Origin of the sequence: Mongoliibacter ruber (assembly GCF_003003005.1) — a bacterium.
Lineage (GTDB): Bacteria > Bacteroidota > Bacteroidia > Cytophagales > Cyclobacteriaceae > Mongoliibacter > Mongoliibacter ruber.
The window spans coordinates 30470-43131 of sequence record NZ_PVTR01000014.1 but is presented as its reverse complement, the minus strand read 5'-3'; the positions used below and the strand labels follow the sequence as shown (position 1 = coordinate 43131).

The window sequence follows — 12662 nt, the reverse complement described above, 5'->3', positions numbered from 1 at the left end:
TCAGCTCTATGGTCGAGGTCCTATCAGATTCAAAACCTAATGGTCAATCTTGAAAAATCCTAAGAATGGCTGACTAATAAAAGAGCAAATAAACGTCTGTTTCCTATATCAATTCATACAGATTTGAAACTTCCAACCTTGCATTTTTTTTGCCTGTTGAAAAAAATCACCAAACATTCAAGACAATAACCATTCAGATAGCGTCTAAAAGTAGTATGGAGAACACGTAGAAAAGATCATAAATTTAATAATTCCATGATTTTTAATTGATTTTACTCTGATAAAATAATTTAATATAAATAAATAGCTAGTAAAATTGCGGATAGATAAATTTAATCAATAACTTAATTTATAATTTTAAAAAATCAGACCCTTTATTTTAGCCAAGATGAACAGAAAAATCATTCACTTTTTCGCAATTGTTTTCTCTATGGTTTTGATGACCCTGATTGCCGGTCATGCCTGGTCACAAGTAGTGATCAATGAAATTATGTCTTCCAATAGTTTTACCATAAGTGATGAGGACGGGGAATTTGCAGATTGGATAGAATTGTATAATACAAGTGAAAATGAAGTTAATCTATTGGGATATGGTCTTTCAGATAATGAAAACAACCCCTTTAAGTGGGTTCTTCCCAATGTGACTATTGCCCCAAAAGGATTTTTACTCATTTGGGCATCAGGAAAAGACAGAAAAAACATAAACCAGCCACTTCATACCAATTATTCAATCAGTGCGGCAGGAGAGGAAATTTTGCTTTCACACCCAGAAGGGTTTGTAATAGATGAAATCCCTCCAATGGCTATACCGACTGATGTTTCCTATGGCAGGCAACCTGATGGAACCGAAAACCTGGTATTTTTTGATATTCCGACTCCAAATCAACCCAATGATTCAAACGGGTTTACAGAATTTCTGAGCAAACCAGAAATTATTATTACAGCACCTAACGTGCACACCATCAGTCTGCAAATCAATAACCCAAATCAAAAGGGCATCATCTTGTATACTTTGGATGGATCAGTCCCCTCTTTGGAAGCTTTTGAGCAAGGACGCACTTTTAAAGTCGATTACTATTTTGAAGGCGAAAATGAGACAAATGTTCTCAAAAATTTCGAACATACGACGTTTACCTATGAGGATCCGGTAGAGCTGGATCTTTCGCAGGAATCTACCCACAAGCTCAGCGATATCATTACAACCTACAACAGGGATTTTGAAATGCATTGGCAAAAACCTTCTGAAAATCACAAAAAAGGAATGGCAATAAGGGCGACAATTTATCATAATGGAAGGTATAGTCCAGTGAGCGCAAAAACCTATTTCCCATCGGAGGTTGTAGAAACACATCATTTACCTATTCTCTCATTGATTGTCGATAATGAAGACTTATTCGGGTATGAAGAAGGTCTATATGTACCAGGAAAAAGATTTATCGAAAATGGGGGTTCACCCAACCAATATATATTGAATGCCAATTATCGGCAGTCTGGAAGACCTTCGGAAAAACCTGTAAGTTTAGAGTTATACCAGAACAGTGATTTGGTTTTTTCACAGGGACTGGGATTAAGAATCCACGGGAGTGGTTCAAGAACCAGGCCGATCAAAAGTTTCAGGCTGTACGCCAGAAATGATTATGATCAGCAAGCTATCATAGATTTTCCATTTATCCCAAATTCCCTTACCGCTCTTGGAAATCCATTAACTTCCTATAAAAGATTGCTCTTCCGTCAAGGTGGGGACAGACTGGATTACTTAACTGATGCAGTACTTCACCGGATTATGGAGCCTATGTATCTTGGTTTACAAAGGTCCGCTCCCATGGTTCACTATATCAATGGAGAGTATTGGGGATTGATCACTGCAAGAGATAGGATAGACAGGTATTTTGTTGGTGACAATTACAATATTGATCCGGACAATGTGGTGATGATAGATTCTCCTTGGGGAGAAGGATCTTCGGCAATGGTTGATGAGGGCTCGCCCAGTGATATCCAATATTACAGAGAATTGAGGAACCTGATCCTCAATACCGATCTTAGCGAAGATGGTTCCTTTGAAACGATTGCTGAAAAACTGGACATTCTAAGCTATATCGATCATGTGGTAGCCTTTGTCTATTGGAACAATGTAGATTGGTACGGTGACAAGCATTTTAGGATTTGGCGCAGTACACAAACAAACTCTTCATTCGATGACGGTAAATTCAGGTTTATCGTTTGGGACTTTGATGCTGCCCTGACCAATGGGGCAGGATTCAATACATTGATCAACTGGATTGACCCAAAAGGAGGAGGAAATGAGTTTGCAACAAATGATCCAGAGAAAACCCGAATTCTCAGGACTCTTCTCCAAAACAGTGCATTCAAAAATTTATTCCTCAATAGGTTCAATGACCTTATCAACAGTGCATTTAAACCAGAAAGAATAAGTGCTATTTCCAACGATTATTATGCTGGAATTGAGCCTGAATTTGAGCGCCATTTTGCCAGATGGAACTTTTACCCCAGCAGCACAAACAGTTTGTACGGTTATAAAAATTATCTGAACAGGTTTCATCAATACGCGCAAGATCGGCCAAATTCACAGAGAGCGCACCTCCGAGAAGCATTTGGTCTAGAAGAGAACCTCATTATACAAATCAACGTGAGGGAGCTTGAAAGTGGTTTTGTCAATATCAACACCTTAAGCTTGGATGAAAATTTAGCAGGCACAGGGGGTAAGGCATATCCATGGGAAGGCACCTACTTTAAGAATATCCCCATTACCCTAGAAGCAAAGGCACATGTGGGTTACAAATTTGATTTTTGGTTGATCAACGGAGAGCAGTATAAGGAGGAACAACTGGAATACACTCCTTCCGAAAACCTTCAGATTTTAGCGGTTTTCACAAAGGATGATGTTGTAGTCAGGGAACTGATGTATTACTGGTACTTTGATACCAACATAGCCAATGATACGCCACTTCTCTCCATTAGTCCTGCATACAGTGCAATTGATCATACCTCAGCCAATATGAGGTTTGAACCTGCCATACATCCCTACCCTCTCAATGAAGGAAATTCCGCTGGAATAATGGATAGGGTGAACGATCCTACCTCTATCAATTTTATTGATGAACCAGCAGATGGCCTTACTCTTGATATGGACAAAATGAGGGGCATTAGAACCAGAAACCCTTTGATGGTGATTGATGGTGAAACAAGCAGGAAAGGCTACCTTATTTTTGACATACCCGCAGACCAATACAAAGACCTGCTTTTTAAAGCAGCGGTTTCCAGAACCAATAATGGTCCCTTACAATTGAAAATTGCTTACAGTACACAAGAGGATGAAAGTTTTGTAGCCCTGCCCAGAGAATTGAGCACATTTGACCTAAACCCTGATTTTAATCTTCTTGAATTGGATTTGACATCACTTGCTGAAATAAATGCCAATAAACATTTCAAATTGAGAATTGGATTTGAGGGAAACACCTCCAATACCAGCGGAAATGCAAGATTCAACAATATTTCTATTTCTGGCAGTAAAGCAGTGGAATCCCCGGGTTCCATTGAAAGCGATACGGATGAAAGAATAATCCTATTGACTTTTCCCAACCCATCAAGCAATGATGTGATGGTACTATTGAATCGAAACAGGATTGATGAAGTAATAGACCTACAGGTAATCAATATGCAAGGACAGGACATGTTTTCCCATTCGAGTCATGGAGATGATTATATAAAATTAGATATCCGCACATGGTTACCAGGAACGTATATCCTTCGGGCTGTTACGAGTAAAAAAGTAGAAATCACCAGAATTATCAAACGATGATCAATAGGTCTCTTTGTTATCCTAAGTAAACTTGGCTTTTGCCTTTTTAATATAATTCTATTATATTAAAATATATTTTTAACTTCTAAAAAATATTAAAAACATAAAAAATTCAATGATAAACCAAAATAAATTTAAAAATTATATAGGAGTTTGCCTTTATATATTTTCGATTATGGCATTTTCTTCATGTCATGATTTTGAACATGTAGCTAATGAAAGCCTGATTGGGAAATGGGAAGTGAATGAAGCTGTTATTACTTTTGGCCCTTCTAATGGGCAGGACAGTGTATGGCGGTTTGAAGGTGATTTGGGCAGTTTTTTATTTGATCAGGAATTTGTCACCTATCAATATGCTCTCGATGAATTTGAACAGTATGGTGAAAGCTCATATGTACTCACCTCCGACAAGGAACGTGCTGGATTTGCCCAAATTCGCAAATGGCGACTTCAACTTTTGGAATCTGAATATGAAATAGAATTTGATGATGGAACCAGAAGGTCACACCAAAATGCAAGTGAAATGACAATGATAAACCAAGAAATAAAGGTGGTTCCAGATGTACATTCTACCATTATTTTACATCTCACTAAAAATTGAGTCAAATAATCTGTGAAATTTTCTTTTATACCTAGATCCTTTCCTGCTTATACCTTCTACCTTGAAACCCATCAGCAAAAATCCCCCGACTTGTTTGGCTGATTTATTACTAATTTTGAAAAACAACAGGGACAAGCAAGTATTACTAAAACTTGAGGTTAAAAATTCCCTGACATAAAAGATTCAAATGGCCATCTCCAAGACCACATACTTGATTACTGATTTTTGAAAAGTATTTTCTGTAACAACAAGCCCATAATTGGAATAGAATTCTGCCTTATTTACCCTTGCATTGCACCAGACTTACTATACAGAATTTTCCTTCAGAAAGGAAAACATATAAACCAAGAGCTTACTTCCATATCCATTTTGGATGTTTTTAATGATTCAAAAGCTAACTAAGCCTTTTGTACAGCATTGTATTTTTTGTAATTTGTCATGATTCAAATCTCATTGATTTAACCATGGCATTTTGGTTCATGCATTTACTTGTTGTCTGGCTTAAAGAGGGTATTTGTTTTAGAGATTCAAAGCTAAAAATCCAGTCTATCTAAAAAATGATACATCTACTTTTAGAACACATTGAAATCTTTACTTCTATAGAAGATGATCTAAAGGAAAGGATTCAAAAGATTTCTTCAATCAAGAAAATTTCTAAAGGTGATTTTTTACATAAGCCGGGAAGAGTATGTGACCGAACATATTTCATCACCAAAGGCCTGTTGCGTACCTATTATGAAAAGGATGGAAAAGAGGTAACAGATAATTTTTCTGCTGAGGGAGAGTGGATAACTTCTATCTATAGTTTTTTGCAAAACGTGCCGGACAGATTTCATATTCAGGCCATAGAGGATAGTGACCTTATTGTAATAAAGTTAGAGGATTTGGAAAAGTGTTTCCATGACTTTCATGCCATGGAAACATTTGGCAGGATATTGATGACCAGGTATTTTCTTAGCAAGTCGGAGAAGGCTATTTCTTTACAGTTCTTTTCAGCCCGGGAAAAATATCAATATTTTTTAAAAACAGAAAAGCACAAAGTGAATAGGATACCTCTGGGAATGGTGGCTTCATACCTTGGCATCACTCAGGAAACGTTGAGCCGGGTAAGAGCGGAAAAGGGATAAATTTAACAGTTGATTTTGGCATATAGATGGCATCATTCTATATTCCAAAGCAGACGGTCCACAGTCCATGGGTGCACTCACTCGATGATTACATATACGAGATACTGATAGTCCATTGCAAATTAGTCCGCGGAGAAAAGACAAAGTCTATGGTAATAGGTTAACAGCTGCACTATTACATTCATTCCGGTTCAAAACACCATTAACCAAACGCTGCTTATTATCAATTACCCCGATTTGCCATCCTTTAAATTTTTTCTTTTCGCCAACAAGCCCGGCGCAATGTCAATAAAAGACCTGTGCCAATACCAACTCCTATATTTTGGATAGCTACCCCTAGTGCAGTACCTATACTGACTCCTATTGGAACCCACATTCCTAGAAAATTTTTATTTTTCATGTGTTTAAAATTGTTTTTAATCGATTACCTGTAATTTTCCCTTAAATTTTTTTTCTTTAAAAATTTAACTAACTGTGTGAAAAACCGCTCCGGCTCGCCATAAAAATATGTGCAATTGGTGTTTCTATAGCCAGTATGAATGAAATGGCAAGAAAAGTAGTGATCAATTTTAGTTTCATATTTTATTTGGTTGTGGACTTGTTTTTCTTGGGTGCAAATTTATGTCTCTTAACCTTTTGAGATTTTGATATAGATCAAAATCTCAAATTGATGATTTGCTTTATTTTGTGGTATCCATCAATTCAAGCTTATGAACACAAGAATCTACGCCATCGCAGGAATGTTAGCCCCAGCTATATTTCTGATCACTTATTTGATCATGTCTATTTCCAGGCCTGAGTATAGCAATTTTACTAAAGCTATTAGTGAACTGGGATCTGTGGATGCTCCAAACAAATTGTATTGGAATTTCTTTGGGTATATCATTCCTGGATTGTTGATAGTGCTATTTTCCTTGGGGCTTAAAAAGCACTTTCAGAATACTCCTGGCAAAGTTCCGTTTATAGCCCTGGCTTTAAGTGGTTTTTTCATGGCAATGGCAGGTGTCTTTCCCGGAGACTTTGATAACAAAGCATCTTTGACTTCGACTCTTCATGCCATTGGAAGTTTTGGAAGCTATATTGCTTTTTTAGTAGCAGCATTCACCTTTCCAAAGCTGTTAAGCTATGTCGATAAGTGGGAAAATCTCAGAAATCCACTTTACCTTTTAACCTTTGGGAGCTTCCTTTTTGGCACGTGGCCATTCATTTTCACTAGTATGCCGTCAATTGGCCAGCGGTTTGTTTTTGCCTGTTATTTTGGCTGGGTGCTTCTTTGTGCCTTTAGTTTGTATGCATGTAGTAAAAGGAAGACAATGCAGCAAAATTTTAGTCAATAGTGTATTAAGCTTTGAAAATTTATAATAATACGCAATGCAAACAGAACTATCCATGGGCACTTCTAAGCAGACGATTTTAGGCATAGCCATTCCGTCAGCTTTTATATTGGCTTATCTCGGAGGTAACTATCTGACCCAAAATCTTAATGTACCGCTTGTCGAAAATGTGCAGGTTAATCAGATTTTTATATTTCAGATTTATGGATTGATTTTAAGTTTCAGTGCGCTGCTTCTAACAATCTGGTTAAAACCTGACAGTAAAAATTTGCTAAAATTTGGCAATATTCAGGACGGAGCCAGGGCAGTCCAATGGCTTGGCATCAAAGAAGGAGAATCCTGGTATGGGGTTGCTGCTTCTTACCTTATAGTGATTACATTAGTCACTACATTATTTATGTACATGGGCTTTGGAGACAAAGCCGACTGGAGCAAACTCACTCCTTTTCTTCCTTTTATTCTGCTATTTTCCATTACCAATTCATTCAGTGAAGAGCTCATTACCAGGTTTTCTGTCGTTGGTTTGTTGCATGAAGTAATGAAACCATCAACAATTATGATTGCTTCAGCATTAATATTTGGGCTGCCCCATTATTTTGGAAATCCAGGTGGTCCCGTAGGGGTAATTATGGCAGGTTTTCTTGGCTGGATCCTGGCAAAATCTGTATTGGAAACAAAAGGAATTGGTGTAGCTTGGGGAGTTCATTTTGTTCAGGACGTTGTTATTTATAGCTTTTTATTAACGTCAAATAATTTACCCAAATGAAAGCCCAACACCGCAACTGAGAAATATACAAATGGACAAAACCGAAAAATCAATACTCCATTAAAAAACACTTCTCCAAATGAAAGGTATTTTTTACCAAAATGGCCAATCATTTCAAATCCGTTTGCACTTGTAAACTTTAGGCACTTAGGGAGTTTCCTTCATGACCTGGGCTTTTTTTATCCATCTACGGCTCATTTATTGGTTATATTAGGTCATTGGTCTTGACCATCCTCTTCTGGGAATCAAAGACATTCACAGACTTATACTTTGGATTGGCCTCCACATACATCAATTCTTCCTTCCCATCCTTTTGCATTGTGACTTGATATTGATAAAGCTAAATGGAAGCCAATTACAGTCAAAATAATCCCAGTTTTGTTCATGTTATTAGATATAAGGAAAAATCTTTACACACTCCTTTGAAATGATTTCCCGAAACCACTCTCCCTTGATCATTAAATTAACCAAGTCCAAGCTTTCTATTGGTTGTTTAGGATTGCATATCCATATGATGCATTAAAAACCAACGTGGTTCAAATATTATGTGATAGCTGAAAATGGAATAGCTGTAAATTCAATGATTGCCCTTTGCTGGGTCATTCCCTACTGTTCTAAAAGAGGTTTTCCTAACACTTAGAGGAATTCTTAATTCAACTTAAAAGCCTGTCTTACCAAAAGTTGCCACTTTCCTTCATTTTTAATCCAAACCATACAATTCCCAATTCGGACCGGTACTATTTCACCGTTTGGCATTACCCCATCTGCTACAAAAACATGCCGGACTATTGCTGTATTGGAAGCTATTGTTATGGTCTCTTCCTCACCAAGGATGTTTTTCAGATGTAGCGGCTTTCGGCTAATGACCTCATTCATAAAGGCTTCTTTGTCTTGGATCAGACCCGAAGAATGACCGTAACTCAGATTTTCAGAAAGTAAACTGCTCAGAAACTCCTCTTCTCCGGACTCCATCACTTCAAACAGTTTTTTTACCGCCAACTCAACCTCCGCAGTTTGCTGAATCCCTTGTGGAAATGCATGCCCCATTGTCAACAAGACCAAAATAAAATTGATGAGAATTTTCATGTGTTGTAATTTTTTTTCGATAAGAATTTATGATTAATATGTATATCCGCTTTAATACCAGTAGAATCTAAATAATAGAATTAACCTGTGATTTCGAACCAATTTCAATAAATATCCAATATCTATTAGTATCCGTTTGCCAATAAACCCTCGTTTAATTGATTAGTGGCATGATTGCGGATAATCATAATGATTAATTTTTCAAACGATGAATAATGGAATCGCACAAACATTATGGTGAAAGTATTGGGTTCAGTGTAGTTTAGGTAACTGTTTCCCCAACCTCTTTAGCGGGAATATCCACAGGTTTTCTATGCCAGTAAGAAGCCAAAATTGAACCCGTTACATTCATGAGTGGTCCAAATACAGCTGGCCCTAAACCTACGGTGGCTATTTTACCCATTTCTTTGGCAATGCCGGAAGCAAGTCCACCGTTTTGCATCCCGACCTCAAGTGCAATTGTCCTACAATCTTGCTCATCCATACGAAACAGCTTACCAGCCCAATACCCCAATGTATAGCCACTAAGGTTGTGGATTGTAACCAATACAATTAATAAAGGCCCAATAGCAAGCAAACTGTCTCTACCTGCCGCTGTGATGATAACCAATATAAGGGCTATTCCCACCATAGATACGACAGGCATCGCATCATCAAGCCATTTGGCTTTGCCTTTAAAAAACTTATTGAACAACAATCCAAAACCTATGGGTATCATCACTATTTTTATAATATCCATCATCATCTTCCACACTTCAACCTCTACAAACTCCCCCGCAAGTAAACCCATTAGCAAAGGGGTAATAAAAGGTGCAAGCATGGTGGTTACCGCTGTGATTGTAATTGAAAGCGCCAAATTGGCCTTAGCCAAATAACTCATTACATTAGAAGCCATTCCACTGGGAGAACAACCAATGAGAATAATTCCCGCAGCGATTTCAGGAGGAAAGCCACTGCCCTTGGCTAGTGCATATCCAACAATGGGCATAATAGTGAATTGACATAGAATTCCGATTATCACGCCTTTCGGCATTTTTATAACGCCTTTAAAATCATTAAAACTCATGGATGTCCCCATACCAAACATGATAATCTGCAACAGGGGAACAATCAAACCTCCCATTTGAAAGCCCTTGATTTCGACAAAAATAGCGGGATAAAACATTGCCGCAGTCACTGAGGCAAATATCATTACTGTATAAGTATAGCCTCTCAGTTGTTTTTTTTGCCTTATAGCGATACTCAATACCATTAAGGCTAGAACCCAAAAAATCCCTGACTCTTCCAGGCTATAAACTGCCCAAACTCCTATTCCAAGAACAAATGAAACAATTGTCGCAATACTCGCTAATTGATATATCTTCCTTTCCAATATTAAGCTTTTTTAAATAAACGGGGTTTTGAAACCCTAAACCAAACAGAATAGGACTGAAATCCAGTGTTACAAAAGGATTCCAGCCGCTTAATTTATGTATTCCAACCATAAGTCCGATCCTGTGATTGCTTTTCATACCATCGAATCATTTGACACATCATGTCACTTTCTAGAAGGATGTGGAATGGCCATGGATTACTCAGCTTTCCAAGCTGAAAATCAGAAACTTATAGAGAAAATTATTTTTATTCAAAGAAAGGAACATCCTTCACTGCGTATTTGCGCATTCCTTCTTCATTGATTTCCACTCCAATTCCAGGTTTTTCAGAAAGTGTAATGAAACTATTCTCCGTACGTGGACCATCGTAAGTCACGATATCCTTCCACATTTGATCTTTGTCCATATATATCTGCCATTCCATTATCTGGAAATTTGGTACTGAAGCGCAAACATGACAAGAGGCCATAGCCCCTAGGAAGGAGGCAACCATATGAGGAGAAAAAGGAACATAATAGAGGTTGGCAAGATTAGCGATCCGCTGTCCTTCACCTAAGCCACCGGCCTTCTGTAGATCTGGCATGATGATATCCACAGCACTCTCAGAAAGTAGCCTGGTAAATCCATAAGCGAGATAAATGTTTTCTCCTGTACAGATGGGGGTTGTAGTCTGACTTGTAATTGATTTGTACACCTCAGGGTTATCGGCCGGAATCGGTTCTTCTAGCCACATCAGGTTGAGATCTTCGTAAAGTTTGGCCATTTTAAGGCCTGAAACTGCATCATATCGGCCATGCATATCCACACAAATATCTATATGAGGTCCAACCTCTTCCCGAACAGCCGCAATAGCATTGTACATGCGCTCAATTTCTGCAGGGCTTGCGGTCCAGTTGAACCTGTCGTATTTGTTTGGGTCTCTTCCATCATCAACATCAAACTTGACTGCATTATAACCTAAGGCGACCGCATCTCTTGCAGATTCAGCGTAATCTGATGGTTGGGGATTTCTAGAAGTATATAGAGCGGTATCACAATAAACCCTGATTTTATCTCTATACTTCCCACCAAGAAGTTGATAAACAGGAACGCCAAAAACTTTACCGGTCAAATCCCAAAGGGCTGTTTCAATAGCGGTCAATACAGCTACATACACTCCGGACTGGGCACCACCAAAAAAAGCAGCTTTACGCAATTGCTCGGCAATGCGGTTGGGATTTAAAGGACTTTCTCCTTTGATCATATTCCCCATACGCTTTACCAAGTGGTAAGTACCATGAATGGCATCCACGGCCTCTCCACATCCCCAAACATCCTGGTTGGTATAGATTTTCACATAAAGAGCACCTCTTACATAGCCGCATTTTATATCGGTAATTTTAAGATCCGCTGGATTAGAATAGCTGTTTTGATTTTGTATTGCACTACCAAGACTTTCGCTCATGCTTCCTATCAAAGCTCCACCTGTGAGTCCAGCTACAAGACTTTTTTGCAGAAATGATCTTCTGCCGTTTTTTACTTCTTTCATAGATTTATAGTTATCATTTATGACTTACCAAGTCCGGTTCTTAAGAATTTCTTGAATTTGTTCTTTGGCCACAGGAAGGTCATCTATGTGCTCGTTTAACCATGCTGAAAAATCCCTTTCTATTTCTTCTGACCAACGCATATCAATCTGACCTGCTGTATACACTCCGGCACGTAAGCGCTCATGGCCAAACATATCACGCAATCGAACTACTTCTGAGGTAATTACGACCCTTTCTGCCAAATGAGGGGGGATAAATGAAACTGCACCATCACGGCCCAATACCACATCTCCGGCCATTACAGTTGCCTGTCTGATTTTGGTCGGTCTGTTGATCCCCAATAGCATGGTATTTAAATTGTCTTTCTGATTATGGTGGGAAGGATGATAGCTGGTGAAAAATGAGGTAAAACCACCTATTTCCTTTAGTCCTACTATATCTCGAATAGACCCATCGTAAACGATGCCGTTGCCTGTTTTAGCATAAATTGCATTTCCTACATTGTCACCGATTGTTGGTCCATCTACATGGATTCCAAATTGATCTGCCACATACACGTCATCTTTGATCAAAACATCGACAGGCCATGAGTTCTGCCCCTTTTTTCCTTCTTTTTTTCCGCGCTCATCTATAGCATCATGGATATCCGGACGCCCAGGCATAAAGGTGGCTGTTACTGCCCTACCCACAAGAACACTATCAGGATTGATCAATTCCCATCCATCTGCATACTGGTATTTGTAACCTGCATTTTTCATCACTGCCCAAGCTTCTTCATGGGTGACATCTTTCATGCGCCGAAGGATATCATCCGAAACTTTAGGTCTGCCATCACTGTATCTTTCGCCCTCCCATAGAGGGGTTAGGAATAACATTTCCTCTCTGGAAATCTGTTGGCCAATACTTTGAAAGGTCATAAATAGACAAGCCAAAATTAAAATCGGGATTCTGTACGTTAAAATCATATTTTTCAGGTTATTGATAATTTCTATTTAACAAATGCGGGCCTGGGTAGTCAAGCCCGCA

The 12662-nt window shown here is 38.5% G+C and carries 10 protein-coding genes; 5 read left to right on the top strand and 5 right to left on the bottom strand.

The window, feature by feature from the left end; all coding sequences use genetic code 11:
• Positions 1-388 precede the first annotated feature (388 nt).
• The 3 genes from CLW00_RS18490 to CLW00_RS18480 all read left to right on the top strand — a co-directional run bounded on the left by CLW00_RS18490 (position 389) and on the right by CLW00_RS18480 (position 5548).
• Positions 389-3820, top strand: coding sequence for a CotH kinase family protein (locus CLW00_RS18490; RefSeq protein WP_106135193.1), 3432 nt, complete (start codon positions 389-391; stop codon positions 3818-3820).
• A 175-nt stretch (positions 3821-3995) separates the two neighbouring features.
• Positions 3996-4421 carry a hypothetical protein gene (locus CLW00_RS18485; protein WP_146131458.1) on the top strand — a complete coding sequence of 142 codons (426 nt, stop codon included), beginning with the start codon at positions 3996-3998 and terminating at the stop codon, positions 4419-4421.
• Positions 4422-4978: 557 nt separating this feature from the next.
• The gene (locus CLW00_RS18480) at positions 4979-5548 is read left to right on the top strand and encodes a Crp/Fnr family transcriptional regulator (RefSeq protein WP_106135191.1); all 570 of its coding nucleotides are present in this window, start codon (positions 4979-4981) and stop codon (positions 5546-5548) included.
• Positions 5549-5795: 247 nt separating this feature from the next.
• Here CLW00_RS18480 and CLW00_RS18475 read toward each other — a convergent pair whose 3' ends face one another.
• Positions 5796-5948, bottom strand: a complete 153-nt coding sequence (locus CLW00_RS18475; RefSeq protein ID WP_106135190.1) for a glycine zipper domain-containing protein — start codon at positions 5946-5948, stop codon at positions 5796-5798.
• A gap of 310 nt (positions 5949-6258) precedes the next feature.
• Here CLW00_RS18475 and CLW00_RS18470 point away from each other — a divergent pair, with 310 nt between their 5' ends.
• Positions 6259-6885 carry a DUF998 domain-containing protein gene (locus tag CLW00_RS18470; RefSeq protein ID WP_106135189.1) on the top strand — a complete coding sequence of 209 codons (627 nt, stop codon included), beginning with the start codon at positions 6259-6261 and terminating at the stop codon, positions 6883-6885.
• Between the two features lie 34 nt (positions 6886-6919).
• Positions 6920-7648 carry a CPBP family intramembrane glutamic endopeptidase gene (locus CLW00_RS18465; protein WP_106135188.1) on the top strand — a complete coding sequence of 243 codons (729 nt, stop codon included), beginning with the start codon at positions 6920-6922 and terminating at the stop codon, positions 7646-7648.
• A 648-nt stretch (positions 7649-8296) separates the two neighbouring features.
• Here CLW00_RS18465 and CLW00_RS18460 read toward each other — a convergent pair.
• The 4 genes from CLW00_RS18460 to CLW00_RS18445 form a co-directional block, all read right to left on the bottom strand.
• Complete coding sequence (locus tag CLW00_RS18460; protein WP_106135187.1) at positions 8297-8734, bottom strand: nuclear transport factor 2 family protein; 438 nt, start codon at positions 8732-8734, stop codon at positions 8297-8299.
• Positions 8735-8996: 262 nt separating this feature from the next.
• On the bottom strand, positions 8997-9986 hold the full coding sequence (locus CLW00_RS18455; RefSeq protein WP_106135243.1) for a bile acid:sodium symporter family protein: 990 nt from the start codon (positions 9984-9986) through the stop codon (positions 8997-8999).
• Positions 9987-10354: 368 nt separating this feature from the next.
• Positions 10355-11635, bottom strand: a complete 1281-nt coding sequence (locus CLW00_RS18450) for a mandelate racemase/muconate lactonizing enzyme family protein (RefSeq protein WP_106135186.1) — start codon at positions 11633-11635, stop codon at positions 10355-10357.
• A gap of 24 nt (positions 11636-11659) precedes the next feature.
• Positions 11660-12553 carry an RraA family protein gene (locus tag CLW00_RS18445; protein WP_425437980.1) on the bottom strand — a complete coding sequence of 298 codons (894 nt, stop codon included), beginning with the start codon at positions 12551-12553 and terminating at the stop codon, positions 11660-11662.
• Positions 12554-12662: the final 109 nt, after the last annotated feature.